Here is a 22447-nt window from a genome sequence, read left to right as displayed (position 1 = left end):
TCCTCCATCGGACCTGGCAGAAAGCACCCGCACCTCAGCAGAGGGGGTTGCTGCGACGTCACGGAGCCAGGACTCTCGATCGCTCTGGATGGTTAGTCCAGCTTATCTTCGGAGAATCGTGAGGCAAGGAATTCCGGACATCAGATCAGCGTGAATCAAACAGTTGTCAATCACTATCTTTCGGTTTGCGTTGCAGGCAGGATCCGAGCGTGAACATCCCCGAAGCCGATTCGTGATCCGCCGGCGCCGGGAGCGGTGGCTGAGATGGCGATGGTGTCGCCGTCTTCGAGAAAGGTACGGGTCTCGGAGCCCACAGCTACGGGTTCCTTGCCGCCCCACGTCAGCTCGATGAAGGCGCCGCGCTGATCTTTGTCCGGTCCGGAAATGGTTCCGGACGCGAAGAGATCGCCGGTGCTCGCTGCTGCGCCGTTGATGGTGGTGTGCGCGAGCATCTGCGCAGGCGACCAGTACATCTGGGCGTAGGGCGGCCGGGAGACGACGTGACCGTTCCATTCGACGGCCAGGTCGATGTCCAGCCCCCACTTCTCTTCACCACGCAGATAGGAAAGCGGTTCGGGATCCTGCACCGGAGTGTCGATTCGGGCTGCTTCGAGAGCGAGCAAGGGTACGACCCACGGTGAGATGGAGGTCGCGAAACTCTTCCCCAGGTTCGGACCGAGGGGCACGTACTCCCACGCCTGGATGTCTCGGGCAGACCAGTCGTTCACGACGACGGCGCCGAAGACGTGCTCGGCAAATTCGTCCGGGGTGATGGAATCGCCCATCTTCGAGGGAGTTCCGACGATGAATCCCATCTCGGCTTCGATGTCGAGGCGCCGGGACGGTCCGAAGTCCGGGCTTTCCTGATCGGGTGCCTTCCGCTGTCCGCAGGGACGAACGATGTCGGTGCCGGAGACGACGACGGTGCTCGAGCGCCCGTGGTATCCGACGGGAAGATGCTTCCAGTTCGGCATCAAGGGGGCTGCGTCCGGGCGGAACAACCGCCCGAGGTTGGTTGCGTGATTCTCCGAGGCGTAGAAGTCGACGTAATCGGCCACTGCGATCGGCAAATGCATTGTCACCGAATCAACGGAAAACACTGCATTCGAGTCTATTTCGCTAGTCACGAGCTCCGTGATCCGGTTTCGCACCGATACCCACTGATCTCGTCCCTGAGCCATGAACGCGTTCAAAGTCGGTTCGGAGAAGACGGAATCACCCAGTGTCGCTGCGAGATCGACCACCGATTCGGCGACGCGCACACCGACACGCGGTAACCCTCCCGCGGGGGAGAAGACCCCGTACGGCAGATTGTCGAGACCGAACAGTGAGTCGGCGGGAATGTCGATGGTCGTGACAGTCATACGAGAGTTCCTTCGGTTTTGTCGGAGCGGACGATCAACCCGAGGCCTTCCAGCTCGGTCAGAGGGTCCGAGATGCTGCAGGTACCGAACGAGAGGAATCGGCGACGCACCTCGCCGGCCTCGTCCTCGGTGAGGTCGGCCAGGGCTTGCGCGATCGATTTTCCATCGCGCTGAGACAGTGCAGCAACAATTTCCGAACGATCGGCGCCCCGCCTCGCCGCGTCGACGGCCACCATGATGTTGAGGAAGCCGTGTTGCTCGAAGCCTGTTTCCGGATCGGTGTTGCGCACACCGTGGTGCAGTCCCGCAGTCGCCTTGAACGGGATATTCGCTCGGACAACGGATATCACCGCATCGGCGAGCTCTTCCTCGTTCGGGTACGCCTCGGCGACAATCCCGCCGGTGCGAAACTTTGCGGAATGCCCGGCAGTTTCGAGAGCTGTGAGATAGCCCGCGCGCCGATCACCTCGAGGCACCTCGACAAAAATGTCGACGTCGGGATGAGCGGCATGGACACGAGAGAGTTCCTCGAAGGCCGCATCGGCGTCCAACCCGTCAGGAATTCCCACCTCGACGGCGGCGACGTGAACACCAGGGATGGCGAGCGCGTTCGAGAGTGCGGCCGCCGTATCGGATGGGCCGGCCGGCACGGTCAGGCTCAGCGTCACCGGGCTGTCCGCTGAAACGTACGCAGCCAGTTCGCCCAGTCGCGGCGCGGGAAAAACGAAAGGCCCGACCAGTGCGTCGTAATCCGCCTGCAGGTAGGCGACGTGGGCCGGAATTGCCTCGGCGAGAGGAGCATTGCCGGGTGGGAAGAGTGCTGCGTCGTCGCACAGGCCACGCAGGAGTGGGGAGATGATCGTCATTGCCGAGGCCCCCGCCCTGCCCAGCTCCAGGCGTACGCTTCGTCCTCGCAGGCAAGGGCTCCCTCACCCAATTCGAGGGGCCGGAACGTATCGACCATCACGGCGAGCTCGTCGAAGAACTCGGCGCCGATGCTCCGCTCGTAGGCGCCGGGTTGTGGTCCGTGGGCGTGGCCGCCGGGATGAATAGATATCGAACCCTGACCGATGCCGGAACCCTTGCGCGCCTCGTAGTCACCGCCGCAGTAGAACATGATCTCGTCCGAGTCGACGTTCGAGTGGTAGTACGGCACCGGGATCGACAGGGGGTGGTAGTCGACCTTGCGCGGAACGAAGTTGCAGATCACGAAGTTGTTCCCCTCGAACGCCTGGTGTGCCGGCGGCGGTTGGTGAACACGGCCCGTGATCGGCTCGTAGTCGGAGATGTTGAAGGTGTACGGGTACAGGCAGCCGTCCCAGCCGACGACATCGAAAGGGTGCGTGGGATAAACCATTCGGGTGCCGACGATGCCCGCCGACGTTCGGTGCTTGACCAGTACCTCGACGTCGGTTCCTTCGGCGATCATGGGCGCGATCGGTCCGTGCAGGTCTCGTTCACAGAACGGTGCGTTCTCGAGCAGCTGGCCGAAGCGGGAAAGATAGCGCTTGGGCGGGACGATGTGACTGTTCGCCTCGATGGCGTAGGCACGAAGTGGCTTGTCACCCTTGGGGATCCATCGATGCGTTGTGGACATCGGGATCAGGACGTAGTCACCTTCACTGGCCTCGAGTGCACCGAAGACGGTCTCGACGGTCGCCTCGCCAGATTCGATGTAGACCATCTCGTCGCCGATTGCGTTGCGATACAGGGGAGATGGCGCTGCCGCAACGACGTAGGACAATCGCACGTCGGCATTTCCGAGGATGAGACGACGGCCGGTTACCACGTCGGTCTCGTTCCAGGTGCTTTCGGGAAACAGCGTGTGGAGTTTCAGATGGCGCGGTTTGAGGGGATGGTTGGGGGTTGTGCTCTGATCGCGCAGTTCCCAGACCGTTGCGTCGACGATGGCCGACGGGATCTCGCGGTGGTACAGCAACGAAGAATCCGAGGAGAAACCTTCCTCTCCCATCAGCTCTTCGTAGTAGAGGTTGCCGGACTCGTCACGGTGTTGGGTGTGACGCTTCGGTGGGATGTTGCCGAGTTGTCGATAGAACGCCATGACGGGGCTCCTTCTGTGCTGTTCTGCCTGGCTCACCTCCACCAGATAGTAAACACATTAACTAAAATGATGTGATGAGCGCAACCCTCCAAGGGGTTCGGGTCTATGTCAGTTACGTCCGCGTACGTCGAACTGGCTGCGGTTGGTGATCAGTTTGTCCAGGAGCATGACAAGAATTCGCTGTTCGGCCTCGCTCAGGACGCTTACCCAGGCGTGTTCGCGTTCGTTCTGCTCGCGAAAGGCTTCGACCATGGCTTCTCGGCCCTTGGCGGTCAGGTACAGCTGGACGGAACGGCCGTCGTTCTCGGTGGGCCGACGATCGATCAATCCGTCTGCCAGCAGCGACTTGGACAGATTGGAGACCGCTGCCCTACTCATGCCGGTGAGCTCGGCGGCAGCCTTCGGCTCGATCGGACCGGCCAGCCAGGTGACGAACAACAGCCTGAAGGAGGACCATGACCAGCCGCGAGGGCGGTGGATCGACGACTCGAGATCGTAGGTGACCACGTTGGAAGCCCGATTGAGTGTCAGTAGTACCTCGGTGGCCAGCTGGTCGCGAAAGCCGTGTTCGGTGGCCAGTCGCTTGTTGGCCAGTTCGATGAACGACCAGAAGTTCAGCACGCCGACGGTTGGCTGGTCATCGGTTGTCCGGTCAGTCATGGACTAACCCTAGCGCGATCTGCAGTTGATTAATCCGTGTATTAGATCTCGGGGTTACGATGAAACTTCGCAACCCGGCACTGCGGTCAGGATTCTGAACTATCGTGACGCGCGTGACTGCGCGCAGCGACGAGTTTCCCTTGGACGTCGACCTCATGTCGGTGGGGCAACTCGAGCGGAGAGGACGACTGACCACGGCGGTGGTCGAGATGCTGGCCGAGATGCCGTCGGATCGAATCCAGATGAAAGACGTCTCGGAGCGTTCAGGCGTCGCACTCGGAACGCTGTATCGCTACTTTCCGACCAAACAGCAACTTCTGGCTGCGGCGATGACGGCGTGGAGCGGTCTCGAATCGGTCCGTCGTCCTGAGAAGTTGCGGGCAGACGGTGGTGAGAACAACGCGTACGAGCGGGTTCTGGCACTTCATCGCCGCGAGATGAAGGCATTCGAGCGTAGGCCCTACTTCGCTCGGTTGGAGATCGAACTCCATTCGTCCTCGGATCAGTTCGTGATCGAGTCGTTGGATCTGCGCGCAGCGGCACATCGGAGAATGCTGTTCGAGTTGATGGACGGCGTCCCGGCCGAGACGGCGAGGGTTGCGGCCGTGGCAATAGGCGGCACGATGTTGACGGCCCTTGCGCTGTGGACCAGTGGCCGGATCGGATTCGCAGAGGCCCAGCGGAACGTCGAAGACGTCATCGGACTGGTAATTCGCTGAACGGTTGCAACCTAGAATTCAGTTCTTGTTTCTGCTGTCATGAACGCGAATTATCGCTTTGGCTTTGTGAAAACGAAGACGCAGGACGAGACCTTACCTAGAATTCACTTACAAATATGTCGGGTGTCCGATCCAGGGATCGACGTATCCGTGAACTGTGAAAGTGAGTCGCAATGAAGCGCTCGTACCGAGTCCGCGCTCGAATCTGGATGGTTGTCCTGGCGTCGGCGACGCTGGTGGTGACGGGGTGCGCCGGTAGCAGCCAAGGTACGACCACGGATGCATCGGACGTGACGGTCGGAGTTGTCGGTGACCAGAACAACGGGGGAGAGCCGCGATCGGGTGGCACCGTGTCGTTTGCCACCTACAACGGGATCAGCAGTCTCGATCCGGCTGACCGTCAGGACGGCGGCGCTACCGGTGGTAGCGAAATGGCAGCCATCTACGACCTTCTCATGCGCTTCGATACGGCGGCGGGCGAATACGTCCCCCACTTGGCTCAGTCGTTGTCGGCCAACGGCGACAACACGGTGTGGACACTGAAATTGCGCGACGGCGTCACCTTCAGCGACGGCACTCCGATGGACAGTGCGGCAGTCCTGTGGAGCATCGATCACTATCTGCAGAAGAAGGGAACTCACGCGCTGGTGTGGAAGACCGCTGTGCGCGAGACGAATTCACCGGATCCGAGTACGGTCGTCTTTACATTGGCGCAGCCGTGGGACGAGTTCCCGATCATGTTCACCACCGGTCCCGGCATGATCGTCGCGCCCTCGTCGATGGCTACCGGCACGTTCACCCCGATCGGGGCAGGCCCGTTCACCGTCGAGAAGTTCGCCTCCCAGGACGAATTGGTGCTCGCTGCCCGTCCGACGTACTGGGACGGGGCGCCGTACCTCGAGAAGTTGCGCTTTCCGGCAATCGTCAACGAGAAGAGCAAACTGGAAGGATTGCACACCGACGGAATCCAGGTTGCCTATCTGAAGTCTCCCGACTTCATTCACGAGGCTTTCGAAGCCGGTGATCCCGGATTTGTGTACTCGGCCAGCATGGCCGGAGTTCTGGCAATCAATCAGCGCGACGATCGGGCAGCGAAGGACGAGCGCGTGCGTAAGGCGATTGTCGCTGCGGTGGACCCGAATACGTTCAACGAGCGAGTTCAAGGCGGCTTCGGCGAACCCGGCACCGACATGTTCGCGTCGTGGTCGCAGTGGCACGGATCGGTGGCCGGGAACGGCTTCGACCCCGAGGCGGCCAAGAAGTATCTCGCCGAGGCGAAGGCGGACGGTTACGACGGAAAACTGACGTACGTCGGGATGAACGATCCGGCGACGCAGCGCAGCGCACTGACGTTTCAGTCGCTCTTGCAGGCAGTGGGTTTCACGGTCGACATCACCTACGCAACCAGCATCAACGATCTGATTTCCATGCTGTACGCAAAGCATGACTACGACGTGTCCTACTTCGCGTTCAACGTGCTGGAAGAGTCACCGTTCGTGCGTATGTACGGCAACCTGTTCAGCGAATCGCCGTCGAACATTCTCGGTTACAAGAACGCTCGGATGGACGAGTTGCTCGGCAAGCTGCAAACGGCGTCGGGCGAGGATGAGCGGCGAGCCGTCATCGACGATATTCAGACCGTGGTCAACGAGACGGCGCCGATGGCCGTGGTCAACTCCGGCAAGGTCTTCATTCCGTGGCGCGAGAACGTGCACGGAGTGACCCCGAGTGCGGACGGGATTCTGCTCTTCGGCAATACGTGGTTGAGCTGACCCCCGTGCGCCTTTTTGGTAGTGCCCACTACCAAAAAGGCGCACAGGGGCTTTGCCCCTATAGCTCCGCTCGTACCAACTTCGCGGCTTCGACGAGGTTACGCAGTGACGCCTCGACCTCGACGGAACCGCGGGTCTTCAAACCGCAGTCCGGGTTGACCCACAACCGCTCGACAGGAACAGCTTTAAGTGCCTCACGCAGGGATTCGGCAATCTCGTCGACGCTCGGCACCCGCGGCGAGTGGATGTCGTAGACACCCGGGCCGACGCCGAGGTCGAACCCGACCGAACTGAGATCGTCGAGGACCTCCATGTGTGAGCGCGCCGCCTCGATGGACGTGACGTCCGCGTCGAGGCCGGCGATGGCGCCGATCACCGCTCCGAACTCGGAGTAGCACAGGTGCGTGTGGATCGCGGTGGAATCCGCGACGCCCGAGGTAGCCAACCGGAAGGCGCCGACCGACCAGTCCAGGTAGGCACGCTGATCCTCGGCACGCAGTGGGAGTAGTTCTCGTAGAGCCGGTTCGTCAACCTGGATGATTCCGATTCCGGCGGCCTGCAGGTCGACGGTCTCGTCTCGAATGGCCAGTGCGACTTGATTTGCCGAGTCCGCGAGGGGTTGGTCGTCGCGGACGAACGACCAGGCCAGAATGGTGACGGGTCCGGTGAGCATGCCCTTGACCGGCTTGTCGGTCAGGGACTGCGCGTACGTGATCCAGTCGACGGTCATCTGTTTCGGGCGGGAGACGTCGCCGTACAGAATCGGCGGACGCACGCAGCGGGTGCCGTACGACTGGACCCAACCGTTGGCGGTGGCGAAGAATCCGTCCAACTGCTCCGCGAAGTACTGGACCATGTCGTTGCGTTCCGGCTCACCGTGAACAAGAACGTCCAGGTCCAGCTTTTCCTGGAGCGCAACAACTTCGGCAATTTCGGCGCGCATACGGTTGACGTACTCGGCTTCGTCGATCTCGCCCTTGCGCAGTGCTGCGCGAGCGATGCGGATCTTCGAGGTTTGCGGGTACGAACCGATGGTCGTCGTGGGCAGCGGCGGCAGAGAAAGCAGTTCGTCCTGGGCAGCGCGACGTTCGGCGGCGGGCGCGCGACCGGTCGCCGAGTTCAGCACCGCGTCCAGACGGCCTCGAACACTCGCATCATTGAGTCTGCGATCGTCCTTGCGGGTCGACGCGGCCGCTCGTGCCAGAGCGAACTCGTCCTCCACCGACTCTCGGCCCTGTGTGAGAGCGGTTGCGAGAGTTACTACTTCCTTGACCTTCTCGGTGCCGAACGCGAGCCACGAGCGCAGGGCCTTGTCGACATCGGCCTCTGCGTCGAGAGTGTACGGAACATGCAGCAGGGAGCACGATGTGGAGACGGCAAGAGTATCCACGCTGCCCAACAGAGCACCCAACGTGCTCAGTGCCGAATCCAGATCCGACCGCCAGATGTTTCGTCCGTCGACCACACCGGCGACGACCAGTTTGCGGGCGAGTTCGGGGACGGAGCCGATCGAATCCTGACCGGCCACCAGGTCGACGACAAATCCTTCGACGCCGGTGGACGCAAGCGCGGGCAGCGCCTCACGCAGCGAACCGAAGTACGACGCCAACAGGATCGACGGCCGCTCGGACAGCGCTGAAAGCTGTTCGTACGCAGCGCGTGCCGCTTCGATTTCCTCGTCGGTGCGATCGCCCACGAGGGCCGGTTCGTCGAGCTGAACCCAGCTCGCACCGGCCTTCGCGAGCCGACCGAGTAGATCCGCGTAGAGGGGGAGTAGTTCTTCGAGTCGCGAGAGCAGCGGCTCGTCGGTGCCGACAGCCTTCGAGAGCAGCAGGAAGGTGACCGGTCCGATGACGACCGGGCGGGCTGCAATGCCGTCGGAAAGTGCTTCTGCCAGTTCGGACAAGACCTTGGACGGGTCGAGTGCGAACGTGGTGGACGGCGAGATCTCCGGCACCAGGTAGTGGTAGTTGGTGTCGAACCACTTCGTCATTTCGAGCGGCGCGATGGTGTCCGTCCCACGGGCAGCGGCAAAGTAGCGGTCCAACGGATCGGCGACCGACGCGACGCGGTCGGGCAGCGCGCCGAGAAGAACTGCGGTGTCGAGCATCTGGTCGTAGAAGGAGAAGGTATTGACCGGGACGGAGTCGAGGCCCAGGTCACGGAGGTCGGCCAAGCCCTGCCGACGGAGGTCACGGGCGACAGCCTGCAGGGCGTCGGCGTCGATGCGCCCTGCCCAGTAGCTTTCGGTTGCCCGCTTGAGTTCTCGATGAGGACCGATGCGCGGTGAGCCCAGCACGGTCGAAGTGAATGTTGTTGTCACGGAGTTTCTCCAGATTGCCAATGCATTGATGGCCACTGCCGGCAGACGGGTACACCTCACGAGACCCCGAGTTTCAGCGGGCAGCACTGCCCGCACCGCACACGAGGTCCGATGGAGATCTACACGCCCATTCCACGAGGCGGTGGACCGTCGGGCACGGCGTGCCCGACACAGTCGGCAGGTCTTCGGACTCGCGGGCACTCGATCGAGTTGGATCGAACCTACTGGCCGTCGCTTCCCAGGCGGATGCCCAGTGCACATGAACGGCGGTCGTTCCTGCTTACCGCTGCGGGACAGTCCCGGATTTTCACCGGGTTCCCTCTCACCCCGACAGCTTGCGCTGACGGAGCTTCGACGCCGGGACCGGTCTTCGGGGCTCCTCATGACCGTGCCGGGCGAACCAGCTGCATCGACCAGCATAAGGCCAACCCTCCCTGAGCAGTCAAGGAGAGTCGGCGAAGGGCGCTATGCGCGTGACATGTAGGAATTCGAGTCCGGTGGTACGCGCGGAAGATTTTCGGAGGAACGTAGATTCTCCGCCATTTCGACAAGCAGATCCTGTGAAGACGGTGAGAGGTCGACGACACGGGAGGTGAGGTTCCGCAGGCGCACGTTGTGCAGCTGTTCGAGGAGGGAGAGGTCTGCCTCGCCACCTGAGATCGCGGGCGGAGTGTGATCGGACGGGGCGTAGAAGTAGTCCGGATGGACCTTGAAGAAGTGGGCGAGGGCGGCAACCACTTCGGGTGACGGATTGGTTCGGACGCCGGTGCGCAGTTGCGACAGGTACGGCGTCGAGATACGGCAGCCGAACTCGGTCATGCCGCGAACGACCATCGCGTTGGTGACGTGAAAGTCGGCAGTCTCGAACAGCGAGTTCAAGCGATCGTTGAACTGGTTCGACATGAGACGTCCCTTCCCCCGCTACGCACAGGCTCCGTCGGTTCAATTAACTGCATCATAGCCAGTTATCGAACGATTAGCTGTTTCAGATTCTCGCGAAGCGGTCGTTTGCAGGGAAAATCCCTAGGGTAGAAGGTCCCTACTTTGAGTGATCTGGACAAATCGCCATCACGAATCGAACGGCGAACTATTTGCCGGGGAAGGCTATTCCAGACGCGCGGATCAGAGCCAGCCGTTCGACTCGGCGATTCTGACGGCTTCCGCGCGCGTCGACGCACCCGTCTTACCCATCGCGGATGACAGATGATTTCGAACTGTCCCGGCAGACAGGAAGAGCGCCCCTGCGATGGCTGCCACGGGTGCGCCGTCGTGAGCGGCGCGCAGTACTTGGGTCTCACGCTCCGTCAGGGGCGACTCGCCGCTGACGAGGCTGTCGGCCGCAAGGGTGGGATCGACGACGCGCAGTCCGGCGTGGACACGCCTGACCGCGTCGGCAAGCTGCCTGGCGGGGGTGTCCTTGACGACGAACCCGCCGGCCCCGGCGTGCAGGGCTTTACGAAGAAATCCGGGACGGCCGAACGTGGTGACGATCAGAACCCGGGTGTCGGGTGCTGCCTCGCGAAGGGCCGCCGTCGCGGCGATTCCGTCCATGCCGGGCATCTCGACGTCCAAAAGCGCGACGTCCGGGCGGTGTTCGAGAACGGCGGACACCACCTCGTCGCCGCGACCGACCTCGGCCACCACGGACAGGTCGGATTCCAGATCGAGCAGCGCGGCCAAAGCTCCTCGCACGAGCGCCTGATCGTCCGCCAAGAGCAGCCGTATGGTTGCTCGATCGCCCTGGCTGTTCACTCTGTCTCCTGTTCGACTACCTGAAGTGCAAACCCCTGTGGCTGGGGATGAGTGATGATCACTCGTGCGCCCGACGCTCCGGCGCGCTCGCGCAATCCGATCAGACCGTTTCCGGAAGACGTCGACTCGGCCCCTCGTCCGTCGTCGACGACCGACGCACTATTTTCGTCGACCGTGATCCGGCAGTGGGTCGCACCGCTGTGTCGAACGACGTTGGTGACGCCCTCACGGATCGTCCATGCAAAGAGTTCCCGAAGACGCGTGGGAACCATGTCGGTACTGCTCGGCACCTCGTCCTCGATACCAGCCGCACGCAATGCCTCTCGCGCTCGGGCTATCTCGACGGGTAGCGAAATCCCACGAAATCCTTCGACGGCCGAGCGCACGTCTGCCAACGCGTCACGAGAAAGTCTTTCGAGGTCGTCGAGTTCGTTGCGCGCACGTTCGATATCGACATCGAGTAGGCGATTGGCCAGTTCGGCTTTGATCGTGATGACGGTCAGCGAGTGCCCGAGGATGTCGTGCAGATCGCGCGCCATCCTCGTTCGCTCCTCCATGATTGCCCGCTGCTCCTGCTCTTCGCGTTCATGGAGTATGGCGAAGTTGCGGCTGATCAGGGACATGATTCCCCAGGTCGCGAACGCGGCCGCGCAGACTCCGAGTGAGAGTCCGGAGTAGTTTCCCCATCCGGACGAGAGGCTGACTATCTCCACGGAGGCCGCGAACACCAAAGCGAGAATGCCGCCGGCGACGGTCGGCAACAGCGTCACCGCTGTCACCGCGAGGTACGGTGCTGCTGTCAAACCTGTCGGCCCGACGCTCACGATCATCACAGCGGCCAACGCGGTCAAGGCGGACAGAGCCAGTGCAGCTTCGCGAATCGTCGGCCGAGTCATCGTCATTCGACGCCGCTGCTGCGTTGTGGCGAAGGTGTAGAGGTAGAGGGCACTGAAGGCGATCGTCGCGAGAATCCCTGTCCAGCCGCGCAGTTCGTCGCGTAGATTCCATCCCTCGATCAGCGGCCCGCCGAGAAATACCATCCAGACCGCCGCGAAGAGAACGCCGAAACGATTCCGCCGCGGGAGCGCGACGGAATCTTCTCGGTCAGTCGTTTGCGACAACTACACACGCTCCGTATCTCGTTGGAACCGCCAGATCGCTCCGCCGGCGAAGATGGCGAACCACACCAGGATATTGACGATCCAGGTCCAGTGAATGCTATTGCCCGTCAACGGTGCGTGGGCGAGGGCGTTGATGCCGAACATCGGGGTGAACTGTGCGATGGTCGCCCATACGGAACCGTCGGTGAGTGGTACGAAGAGTCCGCCGCCGAATGCGAGCAGAGCCAGTCCCGGTCCGAGCAACTGCATGACGTTCTCACTGGGGAGTAGGTACCCCATGAACAGGCCGAAGGCCGCGAAGATCGACGATCCCAGCCAGGCGATCAATGCCGTTGTGAACCAGAGTGATCCGTCCATCTGCGCCGAGGTGAACGCGCCGACGACGTAGACCACGAGAATCGAGACGAGACCGAGCAGCATCGCCATGATCAGTTTGACGGCGATGTAGGCGACCGGGGTCAGGGGAGTCAGCCGAAGTTGTCGGCTCCACCCGGACGCTCGTTCGATCGAGACCATCGCGCCGCCGCTGGTGGTGGCCAGCATCGCGCCGTACAGGGCCATGCTGATCATGATGTACGCGGCGACATTGCCGTGCCCGATCCCGTGGTCGTCGTCGCCTTGACCGAGACCGAAGACGAGGAAGAAGACAACCGGCATGACGAGCGTGAAGATCATCGTGCGCCGGTTGCGAGTCAGACGACGAAATTCCAGTCGCAGTAGCGTCGTGTTGAATCCGCCGAGAGGTACGACGGTTCGCTCGGCTCCGTAGGTGTTCGCTTCGGTTGCAGTGGTCATCACTTCTGTCCTTCGGAGTTGTTCGACGTGAGTGCGATGAATGCGTCTTCGAGGCCACGCGAGACGATTTCGAGATCGCGAGCCTGCGTATTGGTCAACAGGAACCGTGCAACGGCATCGGTGTCACCCGAGTGCACGAGCAGCGACTCACCGCGCACCTCGACGGCGTCGGAGTTCGGTATGGCTCGCAGGAGTTCGTCGGTGATGCCTGGAACAGTCGCGCGCAGGGTGCGTCCGGACGCCATCGCCTTGACCTCGGCGGTGGTCCCGTCTGCGACCACGGTGCCTTGCCTGACCAGGATGATGCGGTCGGCGTAGACATCGGCCTCTTCGAGGTAGTGCGTCGCAAAAAGCACAGTGCGACCGTGATCTGCGTCGGCGCGGATGGCGGACCAAAAGTCCCGACGCCCTTCGACGTCCATGCCGGTGGTGGGCTCGTCGAGAATGAGCAATTGCGGGTTCGACAGCAACGCCATCGCAAATCGCAACCGCTGTTGTTGTCCGCCTGAGCATTTGCTGACCAGGCGATCGGAGATGTCGAGGATTCCGGCTCTCCCCAGCACTTCGTCGACCGGACGGGATTGGGAGTACAGGCTGGCGGTCAGCTGCACCGTCTCGGCAACCGTCAGCTCTTTCAGTAGTCCGCCGGTCTGCATGACTGCCGAGACGAGTCCGCGGGCAATCGCCGATCGAGGTGACATTCCGAAGACGCTCACCTTGCCTGACGTCGGCCGGGACAGGCCGAGGATCATGTCGATGGTTGTCGTCTTGCCTGCGCCGTTCGGGCCGAGGAACGCGACGATCTCGCCGGGGCGGATGCTCAGGTCGATACCTTTGACGGCGTCGACGGTTCCGAAACTCTTGCGAAGTCCGGTCAACCGGACGGCGTCGTGTGCCGAACCTTCAGTGCGTGTATGCAGTGCCTGTGGTGAATGCCGTGCCTGTGTTGAGGTCATACATAGAATCTGCTCGCTTCGAGGTCGTGATCCCTCGTCCGTCCGTCATTCTTCTGCCATGACATTTGTCATCGGGTCGGCCGGTATCTGTTTCGGTGCAACCTGACCGAGGCGCGCGAGGACCAACCCCGCGATGATTGCTGCGCCACCTACAGCTTGGAGTGCGGTGACGGATTCCCCGACCAGGATCCACGCGGCGACGACCGCGCACAGCACTTCGGTCAGCGCTACCAGAGACCCGATTGTCGGCCCCAGCAGCGTGATCGCGGCGATGCCGGTGAGATAGGCAATGACAGTGCTGACCAGGACCAGGACCACCACCGGCAGCCACACGTTCACCAAATGGTCTGCCACGACGGCGTTCGAGGCCGAGAACTGGAAGGGGAGGACGCCTACGAGTCCGAGCGCGCCGATGACCACTGCACTGACCGTGAGCCCCGATGCCGCGAGAACAACTGGATGGAGATCACCGTCCGCACGTTCGGAAATGACGAAATAGACTGCAAGGCATGCCGCGGCGGCCAGTCCCCAGGCGACTCCGACGGCACTGATCTCTGCCGATCCGAAGACGTCGATCACCACGGCGGCGCCGATCAAGGCCACCGCCGCACCGAGAAGCGTCTGCACGCTCGGACGTGCGCCCTTGGTTATCCACACCCACCCGATGACGATGATCGGTGCAAGGTACTCGAGAAGCAATGCGACGCCGACCGAAAGATGTTGCACGGCATTGAAGAAGCACAGTTGAACGCCCGAGATCGCGAACACCCCGTACAGCAGTACCGTTCGCGTGTGGGTGCTCACCTGTCGTAGGCGAGGCCATTGGGTGGCTACGGCGATCACCATCATCACCAGTGCGCCGCCGGCAACGCGCGCGAACACTGCGCCGCCGGGGGACCACCCTGATTCGATGAGAGATTTCGCGAACGGGCCCGATACGCCGAACGTTGCCGCGGACAGCAGAGCGAAGATCAAGCCGTTGCGAGAGTTCACGTCGTCACCCGTCAGGAGTAAAAGCGATTACGATGCTGACATTAGGTTGATACGGCTCAGGAGTCAAAGTGCATTTTGCTGGTGACACGGAATCGGCGCTCGTCTTCGCCGCGTCGTTGGTCAACACGGCCCGCGGCGGGGCCGAACTGCTTCCGGATCAAGAGGAGCTGACACGGTTTCTCGACGCGGATCGCTGGACCGGCAGGCGGGACGGCACACCGGAGGAATTGACGGCGGTTCGTGCGCTGCGTCCACGACTGCGAAAGTTCTGGGAAGCCGCGGGAGTGGACGACGCCGTCGAGGTGGTGAACACACTGCTACTCGAATCGGGCGCGAGGCCGCGGCTCACCAGGCACGACGACCTCGGCTGGCACCTGCACGTCACCGCTGACGATTCGCCACTGGTGGACCGGATGGCCGCAGAAGCGGCGATGGGTGTGCTCGATCTGATCCGAACCGACGAATTCTCGAGGTTGCGATGGTGCGAGGCCCCGGACTGCGAAGCGGTCTTCGTGGATTTGTCGCGCAATCGTTCGAAGCGATACTGCGACACCGGGAACTGTGGGAACAGGGCGCACGTCGCCGCCTATCGTGCCCGTAAATCCGGGGCGTGACCAAGCGGCGTTCGGAGGGATAGAACCAGGCTGAGTGAATACCTTGTCGGGAGCCAGGATCGGTCTAGCGTTGTGAATTCGGAACAGATTTCGCGAAGCCAGGAGGATGGTCGGTGGCCGATCGTAGGCGTCCACTCAAGACGGTGACCGGTGTCAGCGGGGCGGTGAGTATCTACGACGCCGCGATCGATCCGACGACTTCGACGGTCGCGTCCGCGATCGACGTCGCAAAGACGGCCGAGGCGAACAAGATCGACGGACTGTTTGCCGCCGACCTGCTGAGTTTCGGTGCGCAGGGCGCGATCGGTGCGCAGGAGCCGTTGATCTTCCTTGCCGCGCTGAGTGCGGTCACCACCCATGTGGGGCTCATCGCCACCGTCACGACGACGTTTCATCACCCATTCAACCTGGCACGGTTGTTCGGCACCCTGGACCACGTCAGCAATGGTCGAGCCGCATGGAATGCCGTCACTTCCTCACTCGGAGAAGAGAACTACAGCGACCTGGACCTGCCGAGTCCGGAGGAGCGGTACGCCCGAGCGGCCGAATCGCTCGAGGTGGTCAACGCGCTCTTCGACAGCTGGAAGCCCGGCGCCTTGATCCGGGGAGAGGGCTCTGCGGTGCTGGATCCGTCGAGGGTGGTCCCCATCGAGCACCGAGGCAAGTACTTCACCGTGCAGGGGCCGTTGAACATTCCATCCCTGCCGCAGCGTCGTCCGGTCCAATTCCAGGCAGGCCAATCTGCCGGAGGTATCGAACTGGGTGCTCGCTTCGCCGAGGTCGTATTCACTTCTCTCGCAACCTTCGAGGACGCGGTCACCTACACGAAGACGATCCGCGCCAGGGCGGCAGAGTTGGGGCGTGGGGACGAACTGCCACTGATTTTCAGCTCGTTCCACGCAACGTACGGCGCTACCGAAGCCGAAGTCGAACGATTGGTCAGAGAAGCCGAGGAATCGACGGACTTCGACGCCGGACGCACCAGGCTTGCCGACATGTTCGGCGGTGACGTGGATTTCTCGGAATTGCCGCTGGATCGGCCGATCCCGGAGTCGTTGTTGCCGGACCCGTCGTCGGTGAATCGACGACGGGGCCGGGTCGAGATCTTCGGCAAGCTCGCATCACAAGGAAAGACTCTGCGTGAGTTGATCATCGCGTCCAAGGACACCGGCCACTGGGCAGCGGCGGGCACCCCGGAACAGCTCGCGGACGCGATCGAGGAACGATACGACGCGGGCGTACTCGACGTCATCACGCTCGGTGACCTTGCCGATCCGCGTACACGCGATTTCGTCACGAACGGGCTGCTGCCGGAGCTGCGCAAGCGCGGAATCGTGGGATCCGACTACGTCGGCGGTACCTTTCGCGAAAACCTCGAGTTGCCACCGCTGCCACCGGTTTCCGGTGTCTAGTTGTTGGAAGCGAGTGAGCGCATGAAGAACATGAGGTTGGCCGGTCTTTCCGCCAGGCGACGCATGAAGTAGCCGTACCACTGGCTGCCGTAGGGAACGTAGACCCGCAGGTGATTGCCTTCGGCTACCAATCTGCGTTGTTCGCCGTCGCGGATGCCGAAGAGCATCTGGAACTCGAAATCCGCGGCTGTCCGCTCGGTCAGTGTGGCGAGTCCGAGGGCGGCGTCGATCATGGTGGGATCGTGGGAGGCCACCATCGGGTATCCGTCACCTTCCATCAAGACCTTCAGGCAACGCACGTACGACGCGTCGACTTCGGCGGCCTTTTGGAACGCGACGCCGGCCGGTTCCTTGTATGCACCCTTGCACAGCCGAATTCGTGAACCTGATCCGGAGAAGTGCCGGCAGTCGGCCTCGGTGCGGTGTAGGTACGCCTGCAGGACCGTGCCGAGCGTCGGGAAGTCGCGGCGCAACTCTTCGACGATGGACAGTGTCGAGTCGGTGGTGGTGTGATCCTCCGCATCGACGGTGACCCACGCGCCCACTTCGTCTGCCGCTGTGACGATTCGGTGAGCGTTCGCCAGGGCGATCTTCTCGCCGTCACCGGGAAGTGACTGCCCCAACGCGGAGAGCTTGAGCGAAACCTCCAGGGAGTGTTGCGTCCCGGCAATCTCGGAAAGCGTTGCGTACGAGCGGAGAAGGGAGAGATAGGCATCGACGGTAGCTGTTGCCTGAGCCGGATCGGTGGTGTCCTCGCCGAGGTAGTCGACCGTCACGAACCGGCCACTGGTGAGGATGTCGCGCACCGCTGACATCGCTGCGGGTTCCGCGTCCCCGGCGACGAACCTGTCTACAAGCTTGCGGGTCAAGGTCATCCCGGAGACTGTCTTCTCCAGTCGCGACGAGCGTGCCGCCGCGAGGAGCACCGGGCGCAGTGGGTTGCTCAGCGAGACGGCACTCATCAACGGTTCTCGCTCTCGGCTGGATCGACGTCCTGGTGGGGGTAACGATGATCGGTGGGAGGAACGAAGGTTTCCTTGACGGTGCGTGTCGACGCCCAACGGAGCAGATTCTGCGGCGAACCGGCCTTGTCGTTGGTACCCGAAGCCCGCGCACCTCCGAAGGGTTGTTGTCCGACAACCGCTCCCGTCGGCTTGTCGTTGACGTAGAAGTTTCCGGCGGCGAACCGCAGACCATGATGAGCTTGATCGACGGCCGCACGGTCGGTGGCGATCACGGCACCGGTCAGGGCGTAAGCGGATCCGCTGTCGATACGAGCGAGGATGTCGGCGTAGGCATTCGGTGCGGAGTCGTCGTAGACGTGAAGCGAAAGGATGGGGCCGAAGTACTCGGTGCTGAAGGCCTCGTCACTGGGGTCGTCACCGAGCAGGACCGTCGGCGAGATGAAGAATCCTTCGCGGTCGTCGTAGTCGCCGCCTGCTGCGATGGTGAGGCTGCTGGTCGACTTGGCGCGGACGATCGCGGCGGCGTTTCGGTCGAACGAACGTTGGTCGATGACGGCGCCGCCGAAGTTCGTCAGGTCGGTGACGTCTCCGTACTTCAGCGACGACACAGTGTCGATGAACGTGTCGCCCATCTTGGCCCACACCGACTTCGGGATGAACGCCCGTGATGCGGCCGAACATTTCTGGCCCTGGTAGTCGAAGGCCCCGCGAATCAATGCCGTCGTGAGTACGTCCGGGTCAGCGGAACTGTGTGCGAGTACAAAATCCTTGCCGCCGGTTTCGCCGACGAGACGCGGATACGTCCGGTAGTTCGAGATGTTGGCTCCGACCTCACGCCACAAACGCTGGAACGTTGCGGTGGATCCGGTGAAGTGGATACCCGCCAGTCGGGGGTCGGCAAGCGCGACCTCGGACACCAAGGGGCCGTCGCCGAGAACAAGATTGATCACCCCGGGCGGGAGGCCGGCAGCTTCGAGTAGTTGCATTGTCAGGTACGCCGCGACGGCCTGCGTGGGTGACGGCTTCCAGATCACGGTGTTGCCCATCAGGGCCGGTGCTGTGGGGAGATTTCCGGCGATGGCGGTGAAATTGAAGGGAGTGATCGCGTAGACGAAACCTTCGAGTGGACGATATTCGACGCGATTCCACACTCCCGGAGCGGAAACGGGTTGGTCGGCGAGTATCTGACGTGCGAACGCGACGTTGAAACGCCAGAAGTCGATCAGTTCGCAGGGCGCGTCGATCTCGGCCTGGTATGCGGTCTTCGACTGGCCGAGCATTGTTGCGGCGGCGATGGTTTCGCGCCACGGGCCGGAAAGTAGATCGGCGGCGCGGAGGAAGACCGCAGCGCGGTCGTCGAACGAGAGGTCGCGCCAGGCCGGGGCGGCGAGTGTGGCGGCGTCGATGGCATCACGAACGTCCGAGTGGGTTGCGCCCGCATACGATCCGAGCACCGAACTGTGACGGTGTGGTTGAACAACGCTCTCTCGCTTACCTTCCGCAGTTCGGTGGATGCCGCCGATGACCTGCCTGATGTCGGTCGGCGATTCGGCCAGTTCGGTCAGTTTCGTACGGAGGCGCGATCGTTCCGGGCTTCCCGGCGCGTAATTGTTCACCGGTTCGTTGGCTGGGTGGGGGACATTGGTAACGGCGTCCATGACGATCCTTCGGCAGACTCAGGAGTGGGCAGTTGTCGTGTCGTGAACCAGTCAAGTCGAAAGACGTCGGCGAGTAATCCGCTGAGCGGCCAAACATCGGTGTCCGTGTTTGTCCGATCGGCTGAACCGTTTTCGCAGGAAAATGCACTATTCTCGAAGTTGAGGCGTTGCGACGGTCCGGAGAGTGGGTGGTACGTGTCTATCCGTGGGGTCAGGCTCGACGCGGTCCTTCGGGCGCTGGGCGGAGCTTTTGTCGAGCTCGTCCTCGCGCCGTCGGGTGATGACGTCTTCGTCGACTCCGTGGTGTTCGCAGAGGTCGGGGACCTCACGCGCCCCGGAACCGCGGCCGTCGAATCCTCTGAGCTCTGGCTCGCTGTCGGTATCGGCGCAGCCGAATTGGCGGCCTGGCTGAACCGCCTCGATCAGAAGGGATCAGCGCCTCGGGCCGTCATGTCGAAGGAGGTCTCGGACACGTCGGTGCGTGCGGCGGCACAGCGCGCCGGGATCGCCTTGATAGCGGTCCATCCGGATGCTCGTTGGGATCGATTGTTCACGACCATCCGGGGCGTGCTCGATCATTCGGTGTCCCGACAGGATTCGGACGACATCGTATTCGGTAGTGACACAGACTTGTTCGAGCTGGCGCAGAACGTCGCCGCAATCATGCGGGGGATGGTCAGCATCGAGGACGAGCATTCCCACGTCTTGGCCTATTCGGCATCGGGAGATGCTGCGGACGAGCTACGTCGGCAATCAATCCTCGGCCGCGAAGGACCTCGCGAATACCTCAGAAAGCTACAGGAGTGGGGCGTCTTCGAGAGCCTGCGGCGAAGCGACGACGTAGTGGAGGTGCCCGCTCACGACGACCTTGCGATCAGGCGACGGTTGGTGGTTCCGATTCGGAGAATATCCGACAATGTCAAGGGGGAGAGCGGTTTCAGCTCTGATCTTCTCGGCACGATCTGGGTGCAGGAAGGCCCGGTTCCCATTGCCGGCGATGCTGACAGCGTGCTCCGCGGTGCCGCGGCCGTTGCTGCTCGGCTGATTTCGCGCATCCGAGACGCGCCGAGTAACGAGGCGATACAGATTCAGCGGTTGCTCGGGGTTCGCGGCGGCGGTGTCGACGTTCCTTCGCTCGCGGCCTCGTTGACCATCCCGATGTCCGGACCGGCGATGGTGGTCGGAGTGGCGAGTATCGGAAACGGTGGGCTGCCGTCTTCGGGCGAACTCGTGTCGTCTTTGCGACTGCACGCCAGCGCCTTTCAGCGTGAATCGCTGGTGAGTGCCGTCGGCACCCGGATCTATGTGCTGTTTCCGCGAACCCAATCCGTGAAATCCACAGTCTCGTGGACCCGCGAAGTTGTCGCGCGTTTGGACAAGGTGTCGCCTTCGGGGCTACGGGCCGCGGTCTCGTCGCCGGTTTCGACGCTTGCGGAGGTGGCCCAGGCTCGGGCCGAAGTGGATCGGGTCTTGGACGGAACGTCGGGGGATGTTCGTGTGACCACCCTCGCGGACTCGCGCACACCGGTGCTGCTGGGCGAAATCATGGACACCATTGCGGCCGACGAGCAACTGCACGATCCGAGAGTCGACGCCCTGGACGTCTACGACAGACGCAACGGGTCGAACATGCGCGAAAGCATCTCCGTTTACCTCGCACATTCGGGCGATGTCCGACGTGCATCCGAGCAGCTTCGGATTCACCCGAACACCCTCAGGTATCGGATCAAGAGGGTCGAGGAGATCACGGATACCGACCTCTCCGAGCCGTCGGCCAGGCTGTTGATGGAGATTCAGTTGGCGGCGTCTGCTCGGGCAGTGAGTTCGCCGAACCTGTCGGACCCCAGCAGTACTCTTCGCGAATGATCGACTCAGCGAAGGTGCCAGGCGCAGCGCGCGCGTATTTCGACGGCGGCGACGTCCGCGGCGTTTTCACCGAAGACGCAGTGGTTCGTGACGACGGCCGTACGTATGTCGGGATCGAAGAAATCGTGGCGTGGAAGTCCGCCGTGTCGACGGCGTTCACCTTCACCCAGAAGATCGAGTCGGTCAACACCCCAGGCTCGGCCGTTGTCGTGTCGGTGAAGGTCGAGGGTGATTTTCCCGGAAGCCCCGTCCAGTTACATCACCATTTCACTCTCGACGGTGATCGGATTTCCGCTCTCACGGTGTGCCCCTGATGCCCACCGCTGACGAACTGCTCGGGAAATCCGTCGTCGCCGATCTGGCAGGCTGTCTAGAGCGAGCCTCCGGTCACACACGCCTCGCCCTCGTTCGGGGTAGTACATCCGAATTCGACGGTATGAGTCTCGGCGAACGTACGCGCGTTGTGCGGGACGCGATGACTGCCGAACTGCCTCAGGATCTTCCGGCCTTCGCCGAGATCATCCGCCGTGCGCTTTCAGAAGAGACCTTCACCGGTTGGATGATCTGGCCGGTGACCGAAGCCGTCGCCGTCACGGCGACACGAAGTGGCTCCGAGTCGGATTTCGACGAGGGAATGGCTCTGCTTGCCGAGTTGACGTCGCGTCTGACGGCCGAATTCGCAATTCGCTCATTTCTCGAAACGAACCTTGACCGTTCGCTGGCGATCGCACTCACCTGGACCGGCCATGAAGACGAACACGTCCGGCGCTTGGCGACCGAAGGCACTCGTACTCGTTTGCCCTGGGGAAGACGAGTGAAAGAATTGACGGCGCGTCCCGAGTCGACAATCGTCATTCTCGACGAGCTGTATCGGGATGATTCGGAATATGTACGACGTTCGGTCGCAAACCATCTCAACGATCTCAGTCGTGCTGACGCTGCGCTCGCAGTATCGACTGCGAAGCGTTGGCTGCAGACACCGGATGCCAACACACTGAAAATCGTCAAACATGCATTGCGGACGTTGATCAAGGCCGGCGATCCAGATGCTCTGTCCCTCTTGGGGTTCTCGCCGCCCACCGACGTCGTGGTCGAGGGGTTCGTCATCGACCGCGAAACAGTTGATGCGGGTGGAGAACTCACCTTCGACTTCGCCGTCACGAACAATGGCAGCGAGTCCGTCACCGTCGTGATCGATTACATCGTCCACCACGTGAAGGCCAACGGGACCACGACGCCCAAGGTCTTCAAACTGACAACACGAACGCTGGAACCCGGGGTGCCGGCCCGTATCGCGAAGAGGCATTCCTTCAAACCGATCAGCACCCGGAAGTACTACGCCGGCGAACATGCCGTCGAGGTGCAGATCAACGGCGTACGCCAGGTGCGAGGTGTATTCCGTTTGGACGCGTGAG

20 protein-coding genes and 2 riboswitches are annotated in these 22447 nt (G+C 62.2%); of the genes, 7 read left to right on the top strand and 13 right to left on the bottom strand.

Going from position 1 to position 22447, the window contains the following annotated elements; genetic code table 11:
- Position 1 precedes the first annotated feature (1 nt).
- Positions 2–95, bottom strand: a riboswitch (SAM riboswitch).
- Positions 96–173: 78 nt separating this feature from the next.
- From fahA to QRN54_RS11005, 4 genes are all read right to left on the bottom strand, one after another.
- Positions 174–1364 (bottom strand): fumarylacetoacetase, encoded by a 1191-nt coding sequence (fahA, locus tag QRN54_RS11020; protein WP_285182023.1) that lies wholly within the window; start codon positions 1362–1364, stop codon positions 174–176.
- Positions 1361–2230, bottom strand: coding sequence for a hypothetical protein (locus tag QRN54_RS11015; RefSeq protein WP_285182022.1), 870 nt, complete (start codon positions 2228–2230; stop codon positions 1361–1363). The genes fahA and QRN54_RS11015 overlap by 4 nt, the downstream gene beginning before the upstream one ends.
- Positions 2227–3426, bottom strand: a complete 1200-nt coding sequence (locus QRN54_RS11010) for a homogentisate 1,2-dioxygenase (protein ID WP_030535304.1) — start codon at positions 3424–3426, stop codon at positions 2227–2229. Before QRN54_RS11010 ends, QRN54_RS11015 begins: the two co-directional genes overlap by 4 nt.
- 108 nt (positions 3427–3534) lie before the next feature.
- Positions 3535–4086 carry a MarR family winged helix-turn-helix transcriptional regulator gene (locus tag QRN54_RS11005; protein ID WP_007733603.1) on the bottom strand — a complete coding sequence of 184 codons (552 nt, stop codon included), beginning with the start codon at positions 4084–4086 and terminating at the stop codon, positions 3535–3537.
- 104 nt (positions 4087–4190) lie between these two features.
- On the opposite strand from QRN54_RS11005, the gene QRN54_RS11000 reads away from it, so the two are divergent.
- On the top strand, positions 4191–4805 hold the full coding sequence (locus QRN54_RS11000; RefSeq protein WP_003939912.1) for a TetR/AcrR family transcriptional regulator: 615 nt from the start codon (positions 4191–4193) through the stop codon (positions 4803–4805).
- Positions 4806–4978: 173 nt separating this feature from the next.
- Positions 4979–6577, top strand: coding sequence for an ABC transporter substrate-binding protein (locus tag QRN54_RS10995; RefSeq protein ID WP_007733602.1), 1599 nt, complete (start codon positions 4979–4981; stop codon positions 6575–6577).
- Positions 6578–6635: 58 nt separating this feature from the next.
- Here QRN54_RS10995 and metE read toward each other — a convergent pair whose 3' ends face one another.
- The 7 genes from metE to QRN54_RS10960 all read right to left on the bottom strand — a co-directional run bounded on the left by metE (position 6636) and on the right by QRN54_RS10960 (position 14517).
- Complete coding sequence (metE, locus tag QRN54_RS10990; protein ID WP_285182021.1) at positions 6636–8900, bottom strand: 5-methyltetrahydropteroyltriglutamate--homocysteine S-methyltransferase; 2265 nt, start codon at positions 8898–8900, stop codon at positions 6636–6638.
- 159 nt (positions 8901–9059) lie between these two features.
- Positions 9060–9284: riboswitch (cobalamin riboswitch) on the bottom strand.
- 81 nt (positions 9285–9365) lie between these two features.
- Positions 9366–9803 (bottom strand): helix-turn-helix domain-containing protein, encoded by a 438-nt coding sequence (locus tag QRN54_RS10985; protein ID WP_003940179.1) that lies wholly within the window; start codon positions 9801–9803, stop codon positions 9366–9368.
- A 219-nt stretch (positions 9804–10022) separates the two neighbouring features.
- Positions 10023–10652: a response regulator transcription factor gene (locus QRN54_RS10980; protein WP_003940330.1), complete on the bottom strand. Its 630-nt coding sequence runs from the start codon at positions 10650–10652 to the stop codon at positions 10023–10025.
- Positions 10649–11773 carry a sensor histidine kinase gene (locus QRN54_RS10975; protein ID WP_003940336.1) on the bottom strand — a complete coding sequence of 375 codons (1125 nt, stop codon included), beginning with the start codon at positions 11771–11773 and terminating at the stop codon, positions 10649–10651. The genes QRN54_RS10980 and QRN54_RS10975 overlap by 4 nt, the downstream gene beginning before the upstream one ends.
- Positions 11774–12568, bottom strand: a complete 795-nt coding sequence (locus QRN54_RS10970; protein ID WP_019745005.1) for an ABC transporter permease — start codon at positions 12566–12568, stop codon at positions 11774–11776.
- Positions 12568–13524, bottom strand: coding sequence for an ABC transporter ATP-binding protein (locus tag QRN54_RS10965; protein WP_285182020.1), 957 nt, complete (start codon positions 13522–13524; stop codon positions 12568–12570). Before QRN54_RS10965 ends, QRN54_RS10970 begins: the two co-directional genes overlap by 1 nt.
- A 45-nt stretch (positions 13525–13569) precedes the next feature.
- Complete coding sequence (locus tag QRN54_RS10960) at positions 13570–14517, bottom strand: EamA family transporter (RefSeq protein WP_285182019.1); 948 nt, start codon at positions 14515–14517, stop codon at positions 13570–13572.
- 68 nt (positions 14518–14585) lie between these two features.
- Here QRN54_RS10960 and QRN54_RS10955 point away from each other — a divergent pair, with 68 nt between their 5' ends.
- Both QRN54_RS10955 and QRN54_RS10950 read left to right on the top strand, forming a co-directional pair.
- A complete protein-coding gene (locus QRN54_RS10955; RefSeq protein ID WP_003939872.1) occupies positions 14586–15131 on the top strand; it encodes a CGNR zinc finger domain-containing protein in 546 nt (181 codons plus the stop codon).
- A 113-nt stretch (positions 15132–15244) separates the two neighbouring features.
- A complete protein-coding gene (locus tag QRN54_RS10950) occupies positions 15245–16543 on the top strand; it encodes an NtaA/DmoA family FMN-dependent monooxygenase (RefSeq protein ID WP_058226146.1) in 1299 nt (432 codons plus the stop codon).
- Here the strand turns inward: QRN54_RS10950 and QRN54_RS10945 are convergent.
- Together QRN54_RS10945 and pruA are read right to left on the bottom strand one after the other, a co-directional pair.
- Positions 16540–17505: a proline dehydrogenase family protein gene (locus QRN54_RS10945; RefSeq protein WP_003940479.1), complete on the bottom strand. Its 966-nt coding sequence runs from the start codon at positions 17503–17505 to the stop codon at positions 16540–16542. The genes QRN54_RS10950 and QRN54_RS10945 overlap by 4 nt on opposite strands.
- The gene (gene pruA, locus QRN54_RS10940; RefSeq protein ID WP_058037794.1) at positions 17505–19166 is read right to left on the bottom strand and encodes an L-glutamate gamma-semialdehyde dehydrogenase; all 1662 of its coding nucleotides are present in this window, start codon (positions 19164–19166) and stop codon (positions 17505–17507) included. Before pruA ends, QRN54_RS10945 begins: the two co-directional genes overlap by 1 nt.
- Positions 19167–19361: 195 nt before the next feature.
- On the opposite strand from pruA, the gene QRN54_RS10935 reads away from it, so the two are divergent.
- The 3 genes from QRN54_RS10935 to QRN54_RS10925 are packed head-to-tail and all read left to right on the top strand — an operon-like array spanning position 19362 to position 22446.
- Positions 19362–21032 (top strand): PucR family transcriptional regulator, encoded by a 1671-nt coding sequence (locus QRN54_RS10935; protein ID WP_285182018.1) that lies wholly within the window; start codon positions 19362–19364, stop codon positions 21030–21032.
- The gene (locus tag QRN54_RS10930; RefSeq protein WP_007733586.1) at positions 21029–21346 is read left to right on the top strand and encodes a nuclear transport factor 2 family protein; all 318 of its coding nucleotides are present in this window, start codon (positions 21029–21031) and stop codon (positions 21344–21346) included. The genes QRN54_RS10935 and QRN54_RS10930 overlap by 4 nt, the downstream gene beginning before the upstream one ends.
- Positions 21346–22446 (top strand): DNA alkylation repair protein, encoded by a 1101-nt coding sequence (locus tag QRN54_RS10925; protein WP_209447895.1) that lies wholly within the window; start codon positions 21346–21348, stop codon positions 22444–22446. The genes QRN54_RS10930 and QRN54_RS10925 overlap by 1 nt, the downstream gene beginning before the upstream one ends.
- Position 22447 lies beyond the last annotated feature (1 nt).

The sequence above is a fragment of the Rhodococcus sp. MEB032 genome, assembly GCF_030208925.1.
GTDB classification, from domain to species: Bacteria; Actinomycetota; Actinomycetes; order Mycobacteriales; family Mycobacteriaceae; genus Rhodococcus_F; species Rhodococcus_F qingshengii.
Note: the sequence above shows the minus strand (reverse complement) of the source record. Positions and strands in the feature narration are given on the sequence as shown.

Excerpts from the sequence above, each read along its gene's own strand:
- fahA (WP_285182023.1), bottom strand. The coding sequence starts at position 1,364 with ATGACTGTCACGACCATCGACATTCCCGCCGACTCACTGTTCGGTCTC.
- QRN54_RS11015 (WP_285182022.1), bottom strand. The coding sequence starts at position 2,230 with ATGACGATCATCTCCCCACTCCTGCGTGGCCTGTGCGACGACGCAGCA.
- QRN54_RS11010 (WP_030535304.1), bottom strand. The coding sequence starts at position 3,426 with ATGGCGTTCTATCGACAACTCGGCAACATCCCACCGAAGCGTCACACC.
- QRN54_RS11005 (WP_007733603.1), bottom strand. The coding sequence starts at position 4,086 with ATGACTGACCGGACAACCGATGACCAGCCAACCGTCGGCGTGCTGAAC.
- QRN54_RS10995 (WP_007733602.1), top strand. The coding sequence starts at position 4,979 with ATGAAGCGCTCGTACCGAGTCCGCGCTCGAATCTGGATGGTTGTCCTG.
- QRN54_RS10985 (WP_003940179.1), bottom strand. The coding sequence starts at position 9,803 with ATGTCGAACCAGTTCAACGATCGCTTGAACTCGCTGTTCGAGACTGCC.
- QRN54_RS10970 (WP_019745005.1), bottom strand. The coding sequence starts at position 12,568 with ATGACCACTGCAACCGAAGCGAACACCTACGGAGCCGAGCGAACCGTC.
- QRN54_RS10965 (WP_285182020.1), bottom strand. The coding sequence starts at position 13,524 with ATGACCTCAACACAGGCACGGCATTCACCACAGGCACTGCATACACGC.
- QRN54_RS10945 (WP_003940479.1), bottom strand. The coding sequence starts at position 17,505 with ATGAGTGCCGTCTCGCTGAGCAACCCACTGCGCCCGGTGCTCCTCGCG.
- pruA (WP_058037794.1), bottom strand. The coding sequence starts at position 19,166 with ATGGACGCCGTTACCAATGTCCCCCACCCAGCCAACGAACCGGTGAAC.
- QRN54_RS10930 (WP_007733586.1), top strand. The coding sequence starts at position 21,029 with ATGATCGACTCAGCGAAGGTGCCAGGCGCAGCGCGCGCGTATTTCGAC.
- QRN54_RS10925 (WP_209447895.1), top strand. The coding sequence starts at position 21,346 with ATGCCCACCGCTGACGAACTGCTCGGGAAATCCGTCGTCGCCGATCTG.